At 62.9% G+C, this 22023-nt stretch carries 21 protein-coding genes; 7 read left to right on the top strand and 14 right to left on the bottom strand.

Going from position 1 to position 22023, the window contains the following annotated elements; all coding sequences use genetic code 11:
- The first annotated feature begins 167 nt into the window (after positions 1–167).
- The 3 genes from ACBG85_RS28300 to ACBG85_RS28290 are packed head-to-tail and all read left to right on the top strand — an operon-like array spanning position 168 to position 5058.
- The gene (locus ACBG85_RS28300) at positions 168–2267 is read left to right on the top strand and encodes a hydantoinase/oxoprolinase family protein (protein WP_372025648.1); all 2100 of its coding nucleotides are present in this window, start codon (positions 168–170) and stop codon (positions 2265–2267) included.
- Positions 2267–4210 carry a hydantoinase B/oxoprolinase family protein gene (locus tag ACBG85_RS28295; RefSeq protein ID WP_007735492.1) on the top strand — a complete coding sequence of 648 codons (1944 nt, stop codon included), beginning with the start codon at positions 2267–2269 and terminating at the stop codon, positions 4208–4210. The genes ACBG85_RS28300 and ACBG85_RS28295 overlap by 1 nt, the downstream gene beginning before the upstream one ends.
- Before the next feature lie 14 nt (positions 4211–4224).
- Positions 4225–5058, top strand: coding sequence for an NmrA family NAD(P)-binding protein (locus ACBG85_RS28290; RefSeq protein WP_003945973.1), 834 nt, complete (start codon positions 4225–4227; stop codon positions 5056–5058).
- A 6-nt stretch (positions 5059–5064) separates the two neighbouring features.
- Here the strand turns inward: ACBG85_RS28290 and ACBG85_RS28285 are convergent, their stop codons facing one another.
- The 5 genes from ACBG85_RS28285 to ACBG85_RS28265 are packed head-to-tail and all read right to left on the bottom strand — an operon-like array spanning position 5065 to position 9489.
- Positions 5065–6075, bottom strand: coding sequence for a YdcF family protein (locus ACBG85_RS28285; protein ID WP_050656900.1), 1011 nt, complete (start codon positions 6073–6075; stop codon positions 5065–5067).
- A gap of 22 nt (positions 6076–6097) precedes the next feature.
- On the bottom strand, positions 6098–6907 hold the full coding sequence (locus tag ACBG85_RS28280) for an ABC transporter ATP-binding protein (protein WP_372025646.1): 810 nt from the start codon (positions 6905–6907) through the stop codon (positions 6098–6100).
- Positions 6907–7689 (bottom strand): ABC transporter permease, encoded by a 783-nt coding sequence (locus ACBG85_RS28275; protein WP_218959922.1) that lies wholly within the window; start codon positions 7687–7689, stop codon positions 6907–6909. The genes ACBG85_RS28280 and ACBG85_RS28275 overlap by 1 nt, the downstream gene beginning before the upstream one ends.
- A 2-nt stretch (positions 7690–7691) precedes the next feature.
- Positions 7692–8474, bottom strand: a complete 783-nt coding sequence (locus tag ACBG85_RS28270; RefSeq protein WP_003946012.1) for an ABC transporter permease — start codon at positions 8472–8474, stop codon at positions 7692–7694.
- A gap of 10 nt (positions 8475–8484) precedes the next feature.
- Complete coding sequence (locus ACBG85_RS28265) at positions 8485–9489, bottom strand: ABC transporter substrate-binding protein (RefSeq protein WP_054781165.1); 1005 nt, start codon at positions 9487–9489, stop codon at positions 8485–8487.
- Between the two features lie 195 nt (positions 9490–9684).
- Here ACBG85_RS28265 and ACBG85_RS28260 point away from each other — a divergent pair, with 195 nt between their 5' ends.
- From ACBG85_RS28260 to ACBG85_RS28250, 3 genes are read left to right on the top strand one after another with little or no spacing between them, the layout of a single operon-like run.
- On the top strand, positions 9685–10461 hold the full coding sequence (locus tag ACBG85_RS28260; RefSeq protein ID WP_007735498.1) for an IclR family transcriptional regulator: 777 nt from the start codon (positions 9685–9687) through the stop codon (positions 10459–10461).
- Positions 10462–10463: 2 nt separating this feature from the next.
- Entirely contained in the window at positions 10464–11276 is an 813-nt protein-coding gene (locus ACBG85_RS28255; protein ID WP_007735499.1) for an alpha/beta fold hydrolase, read from the top strand.
- Between the two features lie 42 nt (positions 11277–11318).
- Positions 11319–11705, top strand: coding sequence for a RidA family protein (locus ACBG85_RS28250; protein ID WP_003946047.1), 387 nt, complete (start codon positions 11319–11321; stop codon positions 11703–11705).
- A gap of 13 nt (positions 11706–11718) precedes the next feature.
- Here the strand turns inward: ACBG85_RS28250 and ACBG85_RS28245 are convergent, their stop codons facing one another.
- From ACBG85_RS28245 to ACBG85_RS28205, 9 genes are all read right to left on the bottom strand, one after another.
- The gene (locus ACBG85_RS28245; RefSeq protein WP_372025643.1) at positions 11719–12969 is read right to left on the bottom strand and encodes a reverse transcriptase family protein; all 1251 of its coding nucleotides are present in this window, start codon (positions 12967–12969) and stop codon (positions 11719–11721) included.
- Positions 12970–13209: 240 nt separating this feature from the next.
- Positions 13210–14151, bottom strand: coding sequence for an ABC transporter substrate-binding protein (locus tag ACBG85_RS28240; RefSeq protein WP_003946000.1), 942 nt, complete (start codon positions 14149–14151; stop codon positions 13210–13212).
- 41 nt (positions 14152–14192) lie between these two features.
- On the bottom strand, positions 14193–14900 hold the full coding sequence (locus tag ACBG85_RS28235; protein ID WP_054781166.1) for a class II aldolase/adducin family protein: 708 nt from the start codon (positions 14898–14900) through the stop codon (positions 14193–14195).
- Positions 14897–16051, bottom strand: coding sequence for an LLM class flavin-dependent oxidoreductase (locus tag ACBG85_RS28230; protein ID WP_007735501.1), 1155 nt, complete (start codon positions 16049–16051; stop codon positions 14897–14899). The genes ACBG85_RS28235 and ACBG85_RS28230 overlap by 4 nt, the downstream gene beginning before the upstream one ends.
- Positions 16048–17157, bottom strand: a complete 1110-nt coding sequence (locus tag ACBG85_RS28225; RefSeq protein WP_372025641.1) for an LLM class flavin-dependent oxidoreductase — start codon at positions 17155–17157, stop codon at positions 16048–16050. The genes ACBG85_RS28230 and ACBG85_RS28225 overlap by 4 nt, the downstream gene beginning before the upstream one ends.
- Positions 17154–18194 carry an ABC transporter substrate-binding protein gene (locus ACBG85_RS28220; protein ID WP_007735503.1) on the bottom strand — a complete coding sequence of 347 codons (1041 nt, stop codon included), beginning with the start codon at positions 18192–18194 and terminating at the stop codon, positions 17154–17156. The genes ACBG85_RS28225 and ACBG85_RS28220 overlap by 4 nt, the downstream gene beginning before the upstream one ends.
- Positions 18178–19020 (bottom strand): ABC transporter ATP-binding protein, encoded by an 843-nt coding sequence (locus ACBG85_RS28215; protein WP_007735504.1) that lies wholly within the window; start codon positions 19018–19020, stop codon positions 18178–18180. Before ACBG85_RS28215 ends, ACBG85_RS28220 begins: the two co-directional genes overlap by 17 nt.
- Positions 19017–19874 carry an ABC transporter permease gene (locus ACBG85_RS28210; RefSeq protein WP_003946011.1) on the bottom strand — a complete coding sequence of 286 codons (858 nt, stop codon included), beginning with the start codon at positions 19872–19874 and terminating at the stop codon, positions 19017–19019. The genes ACBG85_RS28215 and ACBG85_RS28210 overlap by 4 nt, the downstream gene beginning before the upstream one ends.
- A 4-nt stretch (positions 19875–19878) precedes the next feature.
- Complete coding sequence (locus ACBG85_RS28205; protein WP_064113624.1) at positions 19879–20931, bottom strand: NrtA/SsuA/CpmA family ABC transporter substrate-binding protein; 1053 nt, start codon at positions 20929–20931, stop codon at positions 19879–19881.
- 247 nt (positions 20932–21178) lie between these two features.
- Here ACBG85_RS28205 and ACBG85_RS28200 point away from each other — a divergent pair, with 247 nt between their 5' ends.
- Positions 21179–21928, top strand: coding sequence for an IclR family transcriptional regulator (locus ACBG85_RS28200; protein ID WP_030537941.1), 750 nt, complete (start codon positions 21179–21181; stop codon positions 21926–21928).
- The last annotated feature ends 95 nt before the right edge of the window (positions 21929–22023 follow it).

The raw sequence follows: 22023 nt of genomic DNA, 5'->3' as shown, positions 1-22023 counted from the left end.
TGATCGTGCGCCGAACCTTGGTCCCCCGATTCGGCGAATTGTGACAAAGAATCCGCTCTTCCGAACCTGTGGAATAGCTCTACACGTCAGGTACGAGCCACTTACCGGCTAGGCCGCAACCGTCGATCGGTACCAGACGAGACGAGCCAAAGATCTCAGGAGGAAGCGTGGAACCCAGGAAGATTCGGGTCGGTATCGATACCGGCGGAACGTTCACCGACATCGTGGCAGTGGACGACGAAACCGGCGCCATCGTCACCACCAAGACCCCGTCCACCCCGGCGGACCCCGCCGAGGGCTTTCTCGCCGGTATCGAGAAGGTACTCGCCAAGCTCGGTGAGAGTGGCGACTCCATCGGTGCGGTCAGCCACGGCACGACCGTAGCGACGAACAAGCTGCTCGAAGGCAAGGTCGAGAACCTCGGCTTCATCACCACCGAGGGCTACGAGCACGTTCTCGAGATCGCTCGTCAGTCGGTGCCGGACGGTTACGGCAACTCGTACTTCTGGGTCAAGCCCGAACGCATCGTCCCCGCCGATCGTGTACGCACCGTCGGTGGACGCCTTTCCTTCGACGGCAGCGAGATTCGTCCGCTCGACGAAGAGAGCGTTCGCAGCGCAGCGCAGTTCTTCAAGGACCGCGGGATCCGGACCATCGGCGTCTGCCTCATGCACTCGTACGCCGATCCGACGCACGAGGAGCGCGTACGCGACATCCTCTTCGAAGTTTTCCCCGATGCGACGGTGAGCATCTCGAGCCAGGTGCTGCGTGAGTACCGCGAATACGAGCGGTCCATCACCACACTCGTGGACGCCGCGGTCAAGCCGAACATCCGCAACTACGTGAACAACATCGCGAATCGTCTGCGTGAGTTCTCGACCACCGACGGTGAACCCCGCGACATCCCGTTCTACGTCATGAAGTCCAACGGCGGTGTCCTGTCGGCCAAAGAGGTTGTTCACCAGCCTATTACGACAGTCCTGTCGGGACCGGCCGCCGGAGCCCTCGGTGCTGCGCTGATCGCCGACGCCGCCGGCGTCGAGCAGGTGTTGACCTGTGACGGCGGCGGAACGTCGACGGATGTCACCGTCGTGGTTCGCGGCGAGCCCGCGCTGACCACCGAAGGGCGAGTGGGCAACTACCCGTCGAAGATCCCGATGATCGACGTCGTGACCGTCGGCGCCGGTGGTGGGTCGATCGCGTGGATGACGCCGGAACACACCCTCCGAGTCGGCCCTCAGTCGGCCGGCGCCGATCCCGGACCGTTGTGCTACGGCAAGGGCGGCAGCGAACCGACCATCACCGACGCGCACGTCCTGCTCGGTCGCATCCCACCCCACCTGCTCGGTGGCGAGATTCCTCTCGACACGGAATTGGCACGCAAGGGCCTCGAAGAGCTTGCAACACAGCTCAGTCTGGGCTTCGAGGAGTGCGCGGTCGGCGTCCTCGAGGTCTCGGCGTGGAACCAGGCCAACGCCCTGCGTCAGATCACCGTCAAGCGTGGCCTCGACGTTCGCGACTTCACCCTCGTGACGTTCGGCGGCTCCGGCTCGCTGCTCGCCTGCCGTCTCGTCGACATCCTGGGTCTGAAAGACGTTCTCGTCCCGCTCAATCCGGGTAACGTCTCCGCGTTCGGTCTGCTGACGGTCGATGTCCGCAACGACTACGTCCAGACGCATGTCAGTCGTCACGACCGGTTGAAGGCTGAAGACCTGCAGAGCCAGTTCGACGCGCTGGCCGGCGAAGCCGAGATTGCGCTTGCCGAAGAGGGTTTCGACGAGACGCAGCGCAAGTACTCTCGTACTGCGGATCTGCGCTACCTCGGTCAGGCATTCGAGGTGCGCGTCCCGGTGGCGGAAGGTACCGTCACGGCGCAGACCATGGACGACGCGGCCGAGGCGTTCCACCAGGCGCACCGCGAACTGTACGGCTACGACTTCCGGGGAGACCCGTCGCAGCACGTGGAATGGGTCAACCTGCGCGTGAGTGGCATCGGCCCGATCAAGCGTCCGACGCTCAAGGAGATCCCGGCCGGCACCGGCGCCGACACCGCTCGAACCGGTTCGCGTCAATCGTATTTCGACAGCTGGGTCGAAACGGCCACCTACGATCGCACACTGCTCGGTGCGGGTGACGTCATCGAAGGACCGGCCGTGATCGAGGAGTTCAGCTCGACTGTCCCGATCCATCCCGGATTCTCGGCACGTATCGACACCTTCGGGAACATTCGTATCTCGAAGTCTCCCGACTCGAACGGAGTGAAGTGATGACCGCCATTCTCGATGCTGCTGCTGCCACCGCGGCCAAGCCGTACCGACTCACCGCTACCGACGGCGCGTCACCTGATCCGATTCTGGTCGAGATCGTCGCCGGTTACCTCGCCAGCGTGGAAATGGAAGTCGAGACCTCCATTTCGCGCACCTCGCGTTCGCCGATGATCCGTGACGCTCACGACTTCCGCGCGGGTATTCACGACCGGAACCTCCGCAAGCTCACGGGCCGTTCGTATTCCGCACTGGTTCATCCGATCGCCCGGGACTTCCCACTCGAGACGATGAAGCCGGGAGACGTGTACTTCCACAACGACGTCTACCTGTCCGAAGGTGGCATCGGCCATCTCCCCGACCTCTGCGTCACGGTGCCTGTCTTCGCCCGCGTCACTCCCGATGCCGAGCCGAAGGTTGTTGCGTTCGTTCAGGCATTCGGTCACCACGACGACATCGGCGGTTGCTGCCCCGGCTCCATGCCGTCCGGCGCCACCACGGTGTACGAAGAGGGACTGATGGTTCCGCCGATCAAACTGTGGGACCAGGGAGTTCCCAACGAGGCGGCGCTGCGCATCATGACGCGTAACTCCCGCATGCCCGACGCTCTCGCAGCCGATCTCGACGCCGAGTGCTCGGCGTGCCTGATGGGTGCGCGCCGACTCACCGAACTGTTCGAGCGCTACGGCGTCGACACCGTCGAGTCGTGCTTCGACGCGATGATGGACGCGACCACCGAGACGTACCGCCGCGAGATCCTCAGCAAGATCCCGGTCGGTGAGTACACGTGGGAGGACTACGCCGAGCACGACGGCGTCGACGAACCGATGCTCCACATCCAGCGGATCACGCTCACGAAGACGCGGCCGGAGGACGAGGGCGGCGAGCGACTCATCCTGGACTTCAACGGAACCGGACCGCAGGCAAAGGGCCCGATCAACCACTGTGGTGACTACGCGGACGGAAACTTCCTCATCAAGTGGTTGGCCCCGATTCTGCGTAACCTCGCGGACACCCCGGAGCGCATGGCCGAACTGGATGTCAACGAGGGCGTCGTACCGCTGATCGAGATGAAGTTCCCCGAAAAGGGAACACTGATCACCCCGATCTTCCCTGCCCCCACCAACGCTCGCACGTTTGTCATCCTCCGTCTGCTCGGAGTGCTGGCCGGCGTCGTGGCCAAGGCTGTGGACGGCAACATGCCCGCCGATCAGGAGACCATCAGGTACACCGGTGTGTACGGTGAGGACTTCGAGGGTCACTCGTATCTCATGCGTGAGGTGCTCGGCGGAGGTTCCGGCGGACGCTACTACGCCGACGGCGAGGACACGATTCACGTCGTTCCCGATTCACGGAACCTGCCGACCGAATTCACCGAGAGCCGTTTTCCCTTCATCGTCGAAAAGCTCGGTCTGGCCATGGATTCGGGCGGAGCCGGACGTTACCGCGGCGGCTTGGGATACGAGAAGCACATCCGCATGCTCAAGGATGCTCACTTCATGTCCATCGCGGACCGTTCGATTCTCGCCTGCTGGGGAGTCAAGGGCGGCAAGGCCGGTCGGCCGTTCTCCGTCGTCCTGGATCCGGGTGGACCGAACGAGCGTGAGTTCGACGCGCTGACCGATGCCGAGCCGATCAAGGCCGGCGAGGTCGTACGGATTCGCACCACCGGTGGTGGCGGTTGGGGAGATCCACTGGAGCGCCCGACCGAAGAGGTCTTGCGAGACATTCAGTGGCGCAAGGTTTCCGTAGAGGGTGCACGCGACGACTACGGCGTTGTCGTTGTGATCGAGGGTGACGAGCCGACCGTCGACGAGGCTGCTACCACGGAGCTACGGGATCAGTTGCGCTCGGAACGCGGTGAGAACGAGCCCTTCTTCGATCGGGGTCCGGGCTACGCGCAGCTTTCGGGTGGCGCCACCTCAGCGGTCTACGACTACGTCTAGGACGGAAAACTCTCATGGAGAACGGAATTGCTCGCGGCGCCGACATCGCGGTGATCGGCGCCGCGGGTAAGACCGGTGAGGCCGTCGTCGCAGCACTGCCGCCGAGCGTGACAGTTCGGCGACTGGTGCGAAAGGCGCGTGTCGACGGGGACTTCGAGGTAGAACTGGAAACCGGAAGCGGACTGCGCAAGGCGCTCGCCGGGTGCCGAGGCGTGTACTTCATTGCCCCGAACGTCCATCCCGACGAGCCCGCACTGCTTCGCAATGCGCTGACGGCAGCGGCATCGGCGGGAGTGGAGCACTTTGTCTATCACTCCGTCGCGTGGCCGTTCAGCCCGTCCATGCCGCATCACCTGGACAAAGCCAGGTGTGAGGACGAACTGCATCGTTCACCCTTGAAATGGACTGTGCTGCAACCGTGTGCGTACGCGCAGAATTTCGAGGCGGTACTCACGGGCCGATCTGACACCATCGTCCTGCCGTACAGCGCGGAAACGAAGTTCTCGTTCGTGAGTCTGGCGGACGTGGCGGCTGTTGCCGCGGTCGTACTGAGCGAGGGCTCGGGTGAACATCACGGAGCGACGTACGAGGTGGGCGGCCCGCAAGCTCTGAGCGTCATGGAGGTGGCACAGATGGTGGAAAAGCAGACGTCACGGACCGTCGCGATAGATCAGATCAGCGTGGATCAATGGCGCGAACAGATCGGCAGCAGCCTTGACGTCAACGCCAGCTCGCGTCTGGCGGCGATGTTCGAGTTCTACAACCACCACGATTTTCTTGCCGGCAGCGCGGCCGTCGAACTGCTTCTGGGTCGCCGACCGATGGCCGTCGAGAGCCTGATTCGCTGAATCCGGCTACGAAATGCCTCCTGCCGCCCAGACCACCAGTGGGGGCAGGGCGGCCAGGATCAGGCAGACCGTTCCGTTGAGCCACTTGTGCTCCACCGTGACGGCGGCGAACTCGCGCAGAATGGCGCTCGGCAGGTAGTACCGGGCGGTGTGGGAACCGATGACTTCCGCATCCAGATCGAGGCTTCGGGCAAACGTCGCAGTTCGGAGGATGTGGAAGTTGCTGGTGACCAGCACCATTCGAGGCTTCGTGGTGTTGGCACGGAGAAGGTCCCTGGTGTACTCGAGGTTCTCGAGCGTGGTGGTCGAGCGGTCCTCGAGAATCACGCTCTCGCGCGGTATCCCGTGATCGACGAGGTAGACGCACATTGCCTCCGCCTCGCTGACCACCTCGTCCGAACCCTTCCCGCCGCTCACGACCAACAGTGGTGAACGTCCTTCGCGGACCTCGGCGCGAAAGACGTCGGCCGCCTTGTCCAGACGGCTGGCAAGCAGGGGCGTCACGTCGGCGCCCGAAAGCCCGGCGCCGTGAACCACTATCGCGTCCATTCCGGGCTGGTACTTCTGGCGTCCGTAGACGTAGGAGTAGAGCAGAAAGCTCGTGAACAGAAACCCCAGGTACGACGCGACCAGGCTGAACGATCCGAGAACGACTGCGAGCCAATATCTCTGCGTCAGCAGCGCTGATGCGAGCAACACGTAGGGAACGAGCAGGCCGAGTCCGGCGACGAGTGAGAGCAGATTCGCGACGCTGAATCCCTCGCGCCGCAGCATCGTGACTCCGTTGACGATCAGGAATCCTGCAAGCATGAGCACCAGCAACGGCGAGAGCAGAGCGATCGTCGCGATGACGAACGACGGGACCTCGGTTCCCGGCGCACCCGACTGCAACATCCACAGACCGGTGAAGATCAGTCCGAGAAGTAGATAGACGCCGTTGCTCAGCCTCCGTCGATCCTGCCTGAACCGGTAGCCGCAGAATCCGAGCAGCGCGAGGCCGATGAGGAGAAGGATCACGGAGCCAGCCTAGGCGAGGCGCTTACGGCACGGGCGCCACCACCTTCGACTGCTGGATCGCGGACAGGACCCTGGTACGGCACTCGATGAACAGTGGGTCTGCCTTGGTGGTCAGTTGATCTCGAGCTCCGGTCAACGGGACGTCGACGATGTCCTGCATCAATGCCGGAGTTCCGCCGAGGACGACCACTCGATCGGACAGGTACACCGATTCGTCGACGTCGTGGGTGACGAGGAGGACGGTGATGCCAAGATCACGCTGAAGCGTCAGCAGTAGGTCTTCGAGTTCCGCGCGGGTCTGCGCATCGACCGACGCGAAGGGTTCGTCCATGAGGAGTACCTGCGGCCGATAGGCGAGAGCGCGAGCTATCGCCACTCTCTGCTGCATTCCGCCGGACAACTGCCAGGGGTAGGAACGCGCAGCACCGCCTAGACCGACAACGGCAAGTGCATCGCTAACCCTCTCGTTCTGAACCTTCCGCGCCAGACCGTTGCCCCGTAGCGGCAGGCGAACGTTCTCGCCCACTCGAAGCCACGGCATCAGTGTGCGTCCGTAGTCCTGTGACACGAGAGCCAGCGTGGCCGGCGGTGCATCGATCGCGATCCCGGCGATGCGGACCTCACCGGTGGTCGGCTTCTGCAGACCGGCGATGCAACGAATCAGCGTGCTCTTGCCGATGCCGGAATGGCCGACGATGCAGACGATTTCTCCGGGTGCAATGGACAGATCGATGCCGCGGAGCACTTCGCGGCCGGTGGGACCGCCGTAGGTCACCCCGAGGCCGTTCAGTTCGACTGCGGGTATCGATGCCGCAGATTCTGTGGATGACATCAGTTTCCTTTCACTGCGAGAGCGTCGTGGGTCCGCGGCTGCCATCTGAGCAACCATCGTTCGATCACGCCGTATCCGAGGTTGAGCACGTATCCGATGATTCCCAGCAGGAGAATTCCGGACCACATGTCGGCGATCGCGAAGGTCTGTTGCGCGACGATCACGAAGTGACCGATTCCTGCAGTGGAGACGTACATTTCGCTTCCGACCATGATGACGACACCGATCGCGAGACTGGTGCGGATACCGACTGTTATCTGCGGCATCGCTCCGGGGAGGAGTACCTGCGTCACCAGGAGGGGTGTACGGATCCGGTAGCTGCGCGCCACCAATCGGATACTCGGGTCGATGGAGCGAATGCCGTCGAGGGTGTTGAGGAGTATCGGCCAGACCGCGCCGAAGGCGATGGCGGCAACGTTACCCGTCGAACCGGTTCCGAAAACGATGAAAAGAGCGGGTAATACGGCCAGCGCCGGAATAGCGCGGAAGAACTGGAGAAACGGATCGGCAATGTCGGCAGCCAGCGGGAACAGTGCCAGCAGGAGACCGGCACCGACGCCGACCACCAGTGCCACGGCGAGACCGAAGGCAAGGTTGGTCAAGCTCGGTACGACATCGTGGGCGAATCCCGGACCGAACCAGTTGTCCACAAACGCTTTCCAGATACGCGACAGCGGCGGGAAGTAAGGCGACTTGCTCGACTCCGAACCGAAGTACCATACGACGACGATCAAGATCGGCAGCCACAACTCCCACGCGAGGAGTCGAAGTCCTGACATCATCTTCACGTCGTCATCCTCCTCGGGATGTAATGCCAGGCAAGTAAACGATTCTCGATCGCCATCACGGCGAAGGCGAGCAGCATTCCGAGTAGTCCGGCGACGATGATCAGTGCGAACATTCGATCGGGGACGGATTGGCTCAGCAGGATCTCCTTACCGAGTCCCGGCACGCCGGCGATCAATTCTGCACCGATGGTCAGCAGCAAGCTCAGTGTTGCCGAGATGCGAATCCCGGTGAAGATGTAGGGCATCGATGCCGGTGCGACGACGAGAGCGAGCCTGCGCCACAGTGGAAGTCGGAAGGATCGTGCGGTGGCCAGCAGTTCCGGGTCGACGTTGCGCACACCGTGAATCGTCTGGAGCAGAATCGGCCACACACTTACTGCCACGATCAGTGCCACCGCCATCCGTTGCGTCGGGCCCATGATCAGCAGAAAGAGCGGAATGATTGCGAGCGGCGGAACGGTTCGGCAGAAGTCGATGACGAAGCGGGAGGAGACCGTCAGGAACGGGTGCGCGGCGAGCAGCAGCCCTGCCGGGATTCCGATCACCAGGCACAGTGCCAATCCGATCGCCGTGGTGGTCACCGTTTGTCCCAGTGATGTCCACAACGAGGACGTGCCGAGTTCGTTCACAAAGGCCACTGCCACGTCGCTGAACTTCGGAATACCTTGGACGTCCTCGTCGCCGAGCATTCCGAAGATCTGCCAGGCGGCTGCCAACGCGAAGAGCGTCAGCAGCCGACCGAGCAGAACCTGCCTGCGGCGAGTCTGCAGGGTTGTCAAGGCGGACAACTCAGTTGGCCGGGGTCAGCAGGGATTCGGCCTCGACCGAATCCGTCAGTACCCCGTACTTGACCAGCAGTTCGATCTCCGTGCCGAGAGCACCCGGTTCCACTACTGCGACGAACTGAGGATTCTTGCTGTTGGCCAGCATTTCTAGCGGAATCTTGGCTTGTGTCGAGAGTGCAGCCTTGACCGCGCCCGGATTCTGATTGGCGTAGTCAACTGATTTGGCAAGCGCGGTACGGAATTTCGCGAGTGAGTCAGGGTTCGCATTGACAAACGATTCCGAAGCGACCAGCGAGGTCCCTGGCACACCGGGCGCGGCCAAGGGGAAGGGGTGGCCGAGGATCTTCAGCCCCGAGTCGGTTGCTTTACTCAGGAACGGATCGATGAGGAACGCCGCGTCGGCCCCGCCGGTGGAAACCAGGTCGCCGAGGTTGGGCATGGGCGCCTGAATGAACGAGACCTTGTTCGCTGCTCCGCCGGATTTCTCCACCGCGGCAGAGATGACTGCTTCGCTGACGGACTTCAAACCGCTGATCGCGACGGTCTTGCCTTCGAGGTCACGGAAGCCGCTGATGGAACTGTCCTTGGCGACCACGAGACCGGACTGGTCGACGCTGTCATTTGCGGCAAAATTCGTGAGCCCGCCGACAATGGTGACGGGCATGTTCTGGCTCCGTGCCTGAATTGCGGCAGCGGCGGTCGTGGCTGCCATATCTGCATTTCCGCTGAGCAACAACGGAATTTGAGCCGAGGAACTAGCGCCGCCCTCCACGAGTTGGATGTCGAGTCCCTCATCGGTGAAGTACCCCTGCTCCATGCCGAGCCAAATCGGTGCGAAGTCCGCGATCGGCTGAGGTGCGATTCGAATCGTGGTGGTCTGGGTGCCCCCGTCGTCGGAGGCCGTGGCGTCGCTCGAACAGCCTGTCAGTGCCAATGCCGCGGTCGCGACCGCGGCTAGGGCAACAACTCTGAACCGTGGTGTCGACCGAAGGGTAAGTCCAACCGTCATGTCCGAAAACCTCTCGCTGGGAAAGATATGACTTCCTTGCCGGTAATCCGGTGGGAAGGTGAAGAAGCTCAAAGAATTCCGTACGCCGGAACGATTGTTGTGACTATAGTAATTTCTAAGACGAATGCCAAGGGTTTTCCAAGAACACGAGATTTCGGATCGCCGGGTACATCCACGGCACCGGGAGGGGATCGGATGACGAAGGGTTCTGCGTCCGCCGTCGACAAAGCGTTGGATCTACTCGAGGCCATCGCGCGCTCGACCACGCCGATGAAGCTCAGCGAACTGGCAGAAGAAGTCGGGATGCTCCGCCCGACTGCGCACCGAGTGCTCGGAGAACTCGCGAACCGTGGTTGGGTCTTCCGCTACGACGGTCGCTATCTCCCCGGCCCGGCTGCACTGCAGGTTTCCCACGAAGCGGCAGCGCATTCGTTGGCGGCCTTGTGCGATCCGACCATGCGGGTGCTGTCCGAGAGCACGGACATGATGGTGAATCTGCAGGTTCTCGAGAGCGGCGGGACGCGGATCATCGCGGCGCTGCGTCCCGAGAGACTCAAGATGATCACTCGGATGCTCGGGGATCTGCTTCCGCCGCACCGGTTCGCGGGTCCGCTCGCGTTGGTGGCGGCACTCGAGGACAACACCCGGGCGCCCTACCTGGCGATGGTGGAGAAGAGCGGCTATCCGCTGGAAGGACCCACCGGCTTTCTCGCCGACATCGCCGAGACGCAGAAAACCGGATTCGCCGTTGTCCACAAACGATCTCAGGACATCATCGGTTCGGTCTCGCGTGCAGTGTCTTCCCGCAAGGGGTCTCCGCTCTGTGCGTTGACGGTGATCGGTTTCGATACCGACTTCGATGCGAAGACGACGCGAATGGTCGAAGAACACCTGCTGCGGGCCACCGATGAAGTGCAGCAACTCCTCACTGACCACACTTCGGGCAAGCGCCCGTCCGACACAGGAGAATAAGGATGATTTCACGGACCGAGGGCTTCATCACCGTCGCAGACGGCGAACGGGTCTGGTACGAGACTGCCGGCGAGGGCCCGGATCTGATTCTCACGCACGGTCTCGGCGGAAATGCGGCCGTCTGGTACCAGCAGGTGCCCTACTTCGCTCAGCACTATCGGGTGATCAGCTGGGATCAGCGAGGATTCGGCCGCTCTACCAACGAGAACGGCAACCACGGCCCGGTAGCGGCAGTCTCTGATCTGATCGAAATCATGGACCTGTTGGCGGTTGATCGAGCGCACGTGGTCGGCCAGTCGATGGGCGGTTGGGCCGCATTGGGGACCGCGATCGCTGTTCCGGACCGGGTGGAGTCGGTAGTCCTGGCCTGCACGACCGGCGGCATTCCCGTCGGATTCGGTCCGGACAGCGCACCTCCCCTCACCGCAGCACCCGTCACCGCGCGGCCCCTGGGGGAGCATCCCGCTGTGGGCGGACGGTTGCCGAGCTTGGACATGGCGAGGGCATACCTGTACCAAGCTCTCGGCACCTTCGGCCATCGCCCACCTGACACCGAGTTCTTCCGAATTCTCAAGGCCCACAACTATTCGGTGGCCGAACTCGCGGCGGTGGCTGCGCCGGTTCTCCTGATCGCAGGTGAGCTGGACGATTTGATGACACCCGAGCGGATTCGCGGCGCCGCCGAGTTCCTGCCTCACGCCGAAGTGGTCGAGCTTGCCGACCGCGGCCACTCCCCCTACTTCGAGGACCCACACGCGTGGAACGAGTTGGTGGCGCACTTCCTGGCCGATGTTCGTGCGCGCCCAGTGCACTGAAACGCCAACTCGTCACGCATATTCCAACTCCGAGGAGATCTAATGGATTCATCTCAGACCGTCGAGTTCATCCCACCCGCTTTCGATACGCCGTTCTCCACCGGAGTGCGCGTCGGAGACGTTCTGTATCTGTCGGGTCAGATCGGCATGCTTCCCGACGGGACCTTGGCAGACGGCTTCGAAGCGCAGGCTCGCCAGACGATGGAGAATATCGTGGCTTCGCTGATCGCCTACGGTTCCGGTGTCGAAGCGATCTTCAAATGCACTGTCATGCTCGACGACATGTCACGTTGGCAGGAGTTCAACAAGGTCTACCTCGAGTACTTCCCGGCGTCGAGACTGCCGGCCCGCAGTGCGTTCGGAACAGACGGACTGGCGCTGGGTGCGCACATGGAAGTCGAATGCATGGCCTACACCCCGCGGGTCTGACTGCTCGCGGGCACTAACCGTCCCAATCCACACGTTCAGCCAGGCGCAGCAATGTGCGTCGGCGTGTAGTGCTGGTTTCGCCGATGTGCGCGATCCGGCCGTAGATGTGGGCGCGGAAGTTCTCCACGCCATCCCGATTCTGTTCCTGCGCAGAAGTACTGGCGGCATTGTGCAGCAGGGCGCGCAAGCGATCGTAGTCGTCGCGCGGATACGAGGGTTGGTCGTTGATCACCAACCCGGTGAGGTGTTGGCGTCGATGAGGGCGCATCACCTTGGTCTTTCGTGGATGGATGGCAAACCCTTCGTCTCTGGCGATCTGCTCGACCGTCCAGAGGAGGGTGCCGACGTCGACTACTTCGATTCCGGAGAACGCGAGGTCGTCGGCGTATCGGGTGTAGGTGAGCCAGTTCGCTTGTGCGAGTCCACTCAAGCGGATGTCGAGTTTGCGTGCGACGAGATTCGCCAGTGCAGGAGAAGTGGGTGCGCCTTGCGGAAGATGCGCGGTGCGTAGCTGTGATGCCTGTGCATACGGTAGGCCGCGCAGGGTATCGGCAGGCGTTGCAACAGTGCACAATCCGGTGAGAACGCCTGCCACTGCGGGTGGATAGCCGAGGGCGGCGAAGACGGCATGAACGCGGCTGCCGCTGATCGAAGGGAAGAACTGCGCGAGGTCCGCGCCGATCACGATTTCCGACTGTGCGTGCGGCGCTGCAAAAGTCAGAGGGCTTCGACCACGGACAAATCCGTGTGCCGCGTCGTGCGGGGGCACCAGGTCGAGGATGCGGCGCAGGATCTTCCGCTGAATTTCGCGCAATCGGGGTTTCGGTACCTCGAGGAGGCGAGCGCCGGCCTTCTTGCTGATCTGCATCGGCCGGTAGTGGCGTAGCGGTCGGGGTTTCGTGCGGAGCCATTCCCCTCGGTCGGCGAACCACTCGAGTTCGGAGATCGTCAGATCCAGTGAACGAGCCAGGTCCACACTGGTGTTGTAGCGGGGAACGTCGAACCGCCACACCGAGGTTTCATTGGTGTCCAGTGAGAGAGGAACAGGCCGCAGGCGAGGTAGTTCGCGAAGCAATCGATACAGAGTCTGCGGTTCGAACGGTGGAGCGGGCGTGAGGTCGAGAACGCGCACGGCCAGGAGCGTCGGGGAAACGCCGAAGACGGTTCCGAATGCCTCCTCGAGGCCGCTGAGGGTCCACGGAGCGTCAGCGGCCGCAACGGCCAGACGACGCGCCAACTCGGGATCGAGCTCGAAGTCACGCATGATTCGACTCCGGGATGCGACGGGGCGGGGTGACCAAATCCTTTGTCCGGTGCGGCGGCAAGCACGCGGAGCGTGCCGAACGCCGGTGGACGCAGTATCCAATTCTTCTGGCCGACCCAGGGGTTACCCCTGAGACTGGTCGCGTGGACCAACTCTCACCCACGCGCCGCCGCATTCCTTCACAATGGCAGACCGTTCGGTATCTGTCACGTGTGAAGCGGATCTGTCAGGAGTGGGTCCTCAGATCGACGAACGATCCGAACCGACGAACTCGCTGATCCACGGCACGACTGCTTCGCGGACGGTGACCGCTTTCGGCAGTAGTCCGTTGCTCAGCAGGAGATCGGCCGCGCGCTGCTGCTCGTCCAGGAACTCGTCGGTGACAGGGTTGACACCGAAAGGACGTCCGCGCAGTGCAGCTTCCCAGGCATCGAGGCTCGCGGACCCGCCACGCTTCTCGACGTCGTCGACGAAGACCTGGGCGGCTTCGCGGGGGTTGGCTTCGATCCAGGCGTCGGATTCCTGCAGGGCCTCGATGATCGCCTGGAGGGCCTCCGGGTTGGTATCCGCGAAATCGCGCCGGGTGAACCACAGTGAGGGGTGGCTGAAGAGTCCGTCGGTGGCGATCAGCGTGCGCAGTTCGTGGTTCGCTTCGATGTCCGTCAGCCCCGGGTACGCGCCAACCCAGGCATCGATGGTGCCGTCGACGAGGTCCGCTCCACCACCGCGTACGTCGGTGTCGACAGGGACGATGTCGGACCAGGTCAGCCCCGCCTGATCCAAGGCGAACAACAAAAGTGTGGTCTGCCACGATCCGTGCGCGATGCCGACGCGCTTGCCACGCAGGTCCTCAACCGTGTTGATCTCGGACTCTGCCTTGACTACCAGGCGCCCGTTCTCCACGCGGGGGCCGGAGATTCCGATGTAGACGAGATCGCGGCCCTGGGCCAATCCGGTGACGGGCGGCGTGAATCCGGTTCCGATCACGTCGTATCCGCCCTCCTCGAACAGCCAGTCCGAGTGCAGGGTCGGCAAGGCGTTTTCCGGGTTCACTGCAGGCTTGGCGGGAAGCTCACGCAGGTCCACCCACTCGACATCGGGGAGACGGCGTTCGAGGATTCCGGTGTGGCGCAGTACGAACAGCGAATTGTTGTGTGGGAAGTATCCGACGCGAACGGTCATGAGATCTACGGTTTCCTGTTCTGAATCAGTGATGGGGGTGGCTAGATGAGGCCGCGTCGACGCGCCTCGTCGGCGAGTCCGCTACGGCCCCACTGCACGACGAGGTTGGATGGATCGAATTCAACCGAACCGCCGAGGGATTCGGCGATCGTCTGGAACTGGGCGCCTTCCTCGAGGAGGACGACGAACTTCGCGAGGTCGAGCAACCCGCTGCGGCCGATGACGTTGACCCCGCCGTTGGCTTCGAAGATCGCCACCAGATCGGGATCGTGTTCGAGACGCTCGAGAATGAAATCGCCTGCAGAACGGGACCGATCGATGTGCGGCGGAATCTCTCGGGAGAGCGTCAGCCTCTGCGAAGCCGCATAGCGGATGGGTAGCGTCCGATGTGTCTGTGCCCAACCGCCGAGCCACGGTGTGTGGATGTGGACAACGCTGGTGATTTCCGGATGCTGACGGAAGACCGACGCGTAGCCGGTGACAAAACCGGCCGATCCGTTGCCGGACAGCACCTCTCCATCGAAGGTGGCGACAACCGGTGACACCGACGGGTCATCCGCCCACGGTCCCGGATCGTTCAGTGCAACTGCGATTTCGGTGCCGGGCACGCGTTCGACGAAGTTGACGGTCCCGTTGGCTGCAACCGTTCCGGTCTTGCGGAAGACGTCGAATGCCTTGTCCGCTGCTTTACGCGCCTCTTCGACGAATGCTGTGGTATCGGTGTCGAGTCGAGTTTCGGTGGTGGTCATCGAGTCTCCAGTCCAGAAGGTGTGATCGGGGTGCGCTGCAGGAGGGGAAGAACTTCTTCGCCGACGCGGTATGCCTCTTCGAGATGCGGGTTACCGGCGAGGATGAAGGCGTCGACGCCCAGTTCGCGCAGCTCGTCGAGTCTTTCGGCGACCTGCTCGTAACTGCCGACCAGTCCGAACGCCGGTCCGCCGCGGATGAGGCTGAAGCCGCACCACACGTTGGGTTGCACTTCCAGATCTCGGTAGCCGGTGATGTGTTCGGGTACCCAGCCTTTGATGCGGGCGGCGCCCACCGAGTCACCCTGGGCTGCACGGTCGGCGGCCCCCTTGTCGACGAAGGCCCAGCCTTTCTCGATCTCGGCCCACGCGGCTTCTTCGGTGTGCCGGGCTACGACGTCGATGCGTACGGCGAATTTCGGCGTGCGTCCCAGTTTGGCCGAGTTCTCCCGCACACCGTCGATCTTGGCTCTGAGATCGGCGTACGGCTCCAGCCAGGAAAGGTAGTAATCGGAGTGCAGTCCGGCGGCGGCGACGGCTGCGGCCGAAGATCCGGAGAAGTACACCTCGGGAAACGGTTGGCCGGCCAGTCCGGTTGGCAGTGCGGCGCCGTGGGTTTGGAAGAAGCGACCGTCGAAGTCGAAAGGTTCACCGTCCCACACACCCTTGAGGACATCGAGGAACTCGGACGTCCTGGTGTAGCGATCGTCGTGGTCGACTTTGTCGCCCCACCACAGCTGAGGCGCTCCGCCTCCACCACTGATGATGTTGTAAACCAGACGTCCGCCGGTTGCGCGCTGCAGACTGGCCGACATTCGCGCGGCCTGGACCGGGTGCAGGAACCCTGGTTGGAACGCAACCATGAAACGGTAGGTGGTGGTCTCGGCGGCCAACGCTGCTGCGGTCGCCCACGGATCCTCGGTCATCGGGAAAGACGGCAGCAGTCCACCGAGGAACCCTGCGGACTCGGAAGCCTTTGCCACCGCGGCCATGTGGTCGATGTAGCTGTATCCGTCCAATTCGCCGCCGCGGATCGCGGGAGCAATGTTGCCCGGCCCGTATCCACCGGCATCGCCGCGGTTGTAGCGACGCGGAGTACGCAGCGACGCGTGGTCGCCTTCCATCCCGATCCGCCAATAGAAATCGATGCTCATGCGGTGGCCTTCTCTTCTGTGGTGGCCTTCTCTTCCTTGCGAATCCGACCCTCGGGATCGACCAGGTGCAGGAGATGCTCGCCCGCCCGGTGCAGCTCTTCGATGTGTGGCCGACCGGACAAGACGAAACCGTCCACGCCGATATCGCGATACGACGACAATCGCTGCGCCACCTCCTCGTAGCTTCCGACGAGGCCGATACTGTGCTCGTAGCCGATGCGGTCGAATCCGGACCACAGGATGCCGCCCCGATCGATCTCGAGTGCAGCGGAATCGGCTTCTCTCAGTTGCCGTTCGACGCGAGCCCAGGCTTCGTCCGCTGTTTCCCTCGCGATGATCGGGATGCGCAGGACCTTCTCGACGGTCCTGCCGAGTTCGGATGCTCGGTCGTCGAGGGTGGTGATCCGTGTCGACAACTCGTCGCCGGCAAGGGTGAACTGATGGACATCGGCATGGTGGGCCGAGAGTTCCAGAGCTTCCGGCGAGTCCCCGGTCAGATGCACTCGGGGAAAACGGAGTCCCGACAAGATGCCTCGGAATCCGCCGCCGAGTACGTCGTAGTATTCGCCGTCGAAGTCGTAACCCGTGCCGCCGAATCCGCCAGGGAGAATCTGCTCCTCGTTCCATACGCCACGGGCGACGGTCAGGAACTCCGCGGCGCGCGCGTAGCGGTCGGCTCCTCGAACCACGTCGCCGCGAGCAGCGGCGTCTTCGGGGTCCGTCTCTACCTTCACTCGCCATTCGAGACGACCTGCCGACAGGCGCTGAAGTGTCGCCGACATTTTGGCGGCGTAGACGGGGGTGCCGAAAGTGGGGTGAAACTCCACGACCACTCGCGAATGACGCGTCTGACGTAGGGCGGCGGCAGCAACGATCCAGGACTCTTCGCCATTCGGATCGTACGATGCGACAACGCCGTCGACGCCCGACAGTTCGGCTGCGAGAACGATCTGTGCCAATTCGTCGAAGGGCCCGAAGTTTCCGGGACGAACATCGGTCGCAACGGTAGTCGGTCGCTGCGGCCCGAATCCGCCGCGACTGTTCAGTGCGGCCACCGCCCGGCGTCCGTCACCGCGAGACGGTAGCTCCCAGTAGACGTCCGTCATTCTGCTGTGCCCTTCTGCGCAACAAGGTTGCGTGCCTGTTCCAGTGGTTCGTGCGCCACCCAGGACTGCAGGTCGAAGTCGGCGGCAAGGAAGCCGTGCGCATACAGGAATTGTTTCTGCACGCCGAGCAGGTCCACACGCTCGTCAGACAGGCTCAAATGCAGTCCGGTGTGGAAGTTCTCGCCGTACGCTGCCACCACACCTTCGGGCCCCGACTGTGTTTCGGTTTGCAGAACGGCTCGGACCTCGTCGATGTTGGCTGCGGCCCAGTCCGCCGCTCTCAGGCTCTCGGCAAGGAAACCCACGACGATGTCCGGGCGCTGTTCGAGTAGATCGGCGTGAACTGTGATCGGTCGTGGGGTGCCGTTGTTGACGCGATCACGCAGGGATGCAGTGGAATCGAGATCGACGGCCACCGCGAGACCGTGTTCGCGGGCAACTTCCTGGGCTCGGGCGCCCTTGACGTAGATTGCGTCGACGTCGCCGCGTAGCAGGGATTCGACGCCCCACGTCGTGTTGCGGGTGGACGAGGCGGTGCGGACCTCGGGGGCCGCCGTCGTCGCAACCTCGACGAGAGTGACGTCGGCAAAACTCAACTCGCCGAGTCGAAGTGCGGAGGCGAAGCCGTGCAGGGCCATGGCACGGGGGAAGCTCCTGGCCTGATCTGCCGCCCAGGCCGGGATGCCGATCCGAGCGCCTGCCAGAAGACCGGCTTCTCGGATGTCGGAGTCTCCGCGCACCAGGATTGCCTGGGCCTCGTCGATCCAGGTGAGCCCGATGAGCCTCGTCGGAGAACCACTGGCACGCGCGGCCAGTGCGGGGACGTTGCCGCCTTCGCGAATGAGTCCGGAGAGGTGGTGATCGAAATGGCGCACTGCCAATTCCGGTCCGGCATCTTGCAGTACGCCGAAACGCACTCCGGATTCGTTTGCCGTCCGGTCGAGCCAACCGAGACTGTTGGCGAGGCCGCTGGCGGTGGGAACGGGGCAGCGGGTGTACCAGAGTGTGTCGATTGCGGAATCAGCGATCAATGTCATGACTGTCCTGTCCGTCGGGGAAGGTGCGACCGACGCCGAGTTCCTTCAGGAAACTCGCTCGGTAGCGCAGAGATTCGGGATCGTTCCGATCGCGGGGGCGTGGCAGGTCGATGTCGACATCCACGGCAAACCCGCCCTTGTCGAGGATGAGCACACGGTCGGCAAGTCGTACGGCTTCGTCGACGTCGTGCGTGACGAGCAGTACTGCCGGACGGTGGCGGGCGACCAGATCGCCTACCAAGTCTTGCATTTGGAGCCTGGTCAAAGCGTCGAGGGCTGCGAACGGTTCGTCGAGCAGTAATAGTTCAGGTTCGCGAACCAGAGCGCGCGCCAGTGCGACGCGTTGGGCCTCGCCGCCGGAGAGGGTGGCCGGCCAGGCGCGGTGCTTGTCCGCGAGGTTGACCTCGGCGAGTGCGTTGCGTGCATTGTCGGTCACCTGACGTGACCGTTTCTGTCCGACTGTGACATTGGCCAGAACTCGCTTCGACGGGATCAATCGCGGTTCCTGGTAGACAACCGTGCGGTCGCGCGGAACCAGCACCTCGCCGCTGTCCGGTGCTTCCAAACCGGAGAGCACTCGCAACAGGGTCGTCTTGCCGGTGCCGCTGGGGCCGAGGAGAACGACGAACTCTCCGCGTGTGATCTCGAGGTCGATACCGCCCAGAACAGTCTTGTCACCGAACGACTTACGCACTCCGGTGAGCGAGACCGCTACCGGTGATCCGGCACGTCGCTCGGCCGCAGTGGTGCCGGTCCGCTCACGGGCTGCCAACGGCGGCAGAGGTGCTTCGGTGGATGGCAGCGAGCCGATGGTTGTATTCGTCATCGCGCCACCGACAATCTCCGCCACGGCATGGAGTACCGCTCGATCAGTCTGACGATTGCGTCGAAGATGAGTCCCAGTGCCGCGTACATGACGATGCACAGAACCATGTAGTCGGTGCGGTTGTATTCCTGCGCCAGGGTGACCAGATATCCGATGCCCTCACGTGTGCCGACCTGCTCGGCGGCGATCAATCCGGTGATGCTGAGCGACAGGCAGATTCGAAGCCCCATCAGAACACCGGGGAGGGCGGTCGGAAGAATCGCTCCGAACACCAGTCGCCAACCCGTCAAGCCGAAACCTTGTGCCGCTTCCACCATCTTGCGATCGACTCCGCGCACTCCCAGGTAGGTGTACGCGTACATGGGGGCGACGGTCGCGACGGCGATCAGGACTACCTTGAAGGTTTCGTCGATACCGAACCAGGCGATGAACAACGGAACGAGCGCGAGGAACGGAACCGCGCGGTTGATCTGCATGGTCGAGTCGATCAGTTCTTCGCCGAGCGAGGAGAGACCGGACAGAACCCCGAGCACCAATCCGACGATCACACCGACCGAAACACCGAGTGCGGCACGTTGAAGCGACGCGAGGCCGAAGTCGACCAACTGACCCGACTGGTACAGCTCGGCGAATGCCGTCCACACCGCGGGAGGTCCGGCCAGGATCTCTTCGCGGATCAGTCCGGTAGCGGATCCGATCCACCATCCGGCAACCAGCAGCGCGGGCACGAGGAAGCGGAGTGGGATCGAGACCCACTTGGGCCTGCTGCGATTGCGGCGGTAGCGGGGCGTTTCGAGTTGGGGATGCTCCACTGACGGCGACGCAGTTCGTGCGGGCCGGGTCAGCGTCACCATCGGGTCACTTCCCCTCGGTGGTGGGCGCTGCCGCTGCCGAACCTGCCACAGCACCCTGGAGGTCGAAGATCACGTCACTGCCCTTGATCGGCTGCTGGATCACCTTGTTGTCGGCGAACAACGTGGAGATCGATTCGAGGTCGGTAGCGTCGGCTGCAGTCGGGTAGCGGAAGTTGGTGATCTGGCCGCCCAGGGTGATCGCGTCGTCGAGTCGCTGTCCGGAGAGTGCGCGCGGACCGGTCTGTTCGAAGACGTTCTCGAATGCTGCCGGGTCGGCCTGCTGCTTCGCGGTGAGTTCCTGGGTGACTTCGAGGAACTTCTGGACCACTTCGGGATGCGCTTCGAGTACTACGGTGCGGCCGGCGATGATGGTGCTGTCCACGGAGTCGATGCTCGCCTCGGTTGCGATCTCGACCGCGCCCTTGGCCTTGGCCTCCTGATACGGAATCAGGAACGATGCCCACGCGTCGACCTGCCCGGTGGAGAATGCCGACGCCGCGTCAGCCTGTTGCAGCGGAACACGTTCGACGGAATCGATCGGCACTCCGGCCTGCGTCAGAGCCTTGAGCGTGATGTACTCGCCCTTGCCTGCAGGGTTGACGGCAATGCGCTTGCCGGCCAGATCTGCGACGGTCTTGATGCCGGACTCCGGAGTGGCGATGATGCCGGCCTGGTCCTTGTTGTACGGGTCGGACGTGGCGAAGATGCGGACACCCACGTCCTTGGACAGTGCGCCGACGACGGGACTGTATGCGCCGGTTTGGATGTCGAGTTCACCGCTGTTGAAGAGTTTGAGGTTGGAGCTGAATCCCGGTGTGGTCTTGACCCATTCGATCTTTGCGCCCAGCGGTGCCAGCGCCTCGTCGTAGGTTCCGTCACGCTTGCCGACGGCGATGGCACCGGAGTTTCCGGGATCGAAGACCTTGAGCGTGAAGTCTGCGCTGGAATTGCCTGCGGCGCTGTCGGAATCGGAAGACCCACACGCCACCGCCAACCCGGCCAGCGGGATCATGGCGAGCGCAGCGGCAGCTCGTGGCAGTCGGCGGAAGCGGGACATGTATGTGGCTCCTTCAGGCGTTGAATCGTCAGAACTGACGACGATGACGCTATTGGGTGCCTGTCCGTTTTACCCCCGTTTGTTTTCTGGAGATTGGAAATCTTGACAACATCGGAAGTCTGTTCATCTGGGCTTTTGTAGCTCCACTCTCGGTTCCTTTCCATCTGATGGAAAGGATGGCCGGACTGCTGGGTCCGTGTTAGCGTCCGATTCTCAGGTCGATCAGGCCACAGCGAAAGGATCGTTCGTGACGGACGCACGCGGCGCGGGAGTTCAGACGGTAACCCGTGCCCTGACCATGCTCACATGTTTTCGCAGTGGCGAAGAACTGGGAGTCTCGGAAGTTGCGCGGCGACAAGAGCTTGCGGTCAGCACCACGCATCGATTGCTGCAGTCGCTCGTCGACGCGGGATTTCTCGAGAAGGACGACGCAACCAGTCGGTATCGCATCGGCGCGGCGCTGGCGGCTTACGGACAGGTCTCCTACCGGCAGCATCGGATCTATCTGTCCGAGCCCTATTTGGAGCAATTGGCCGCGACGACAGGAGCATCCGCTTCCCTGGCAGTGCGAAGCGGAAGTGAGGTGGTGTTGCTCGGATTCAGTCGGTGGCGCGAGGCCGACGGGCACGTGCTGCAGGGTGTCCGCCTTCCCTTGCATGCGAGCGCACTGGGGAAAGCCTTTCTGGCTTGGTCCGATGTCGACGATTCCGAGCTGGCTGCGCTGCCACGTGAAGCGACCACTCAGCGTGCGATCACCGATGTCGCCGGTATCCGCCGGGAACTGGAACTGACTCGTGAGCGAGGATACGGATTCAACGACGAGGAGTTGACCCCGGATTTCCGAACGATCGGAATTCCGATAATCGATGGATCTGGCACTGTGCGTTACGCTCTCGGGCTTCGTGGTCCGGTCGAGCTGATGATCGACGAACGGATTCCGTTCCTCGCCGATCTTGCCAAGGTGACTGCACGACAGATCGGTGAGGTCCTTCTCTGACGTGATGTGAAAGCGCTTGTGGCAGATCCGGCCGAACGTGATTACCGTTGAAGTCGAGGGCGCGATCGCACAATGGCTACGCGACGTGACCGCGT

Origin of the sequence: Rhodococcus sp. NyZ502 (assembly GCF_041464245.1) — a bacterium.
GTDB classification, from domain to species: domain Bacteria; phylum Actinomycetota; class Actinomycetes; order Mycobacteriales; family Mycobacteriaceae; genus Rhodococcus_F; species Rhodococcus_F qingshengii.
This window is presented reverse-complemented; position numbering and strand designations above follow the sequence as displayed.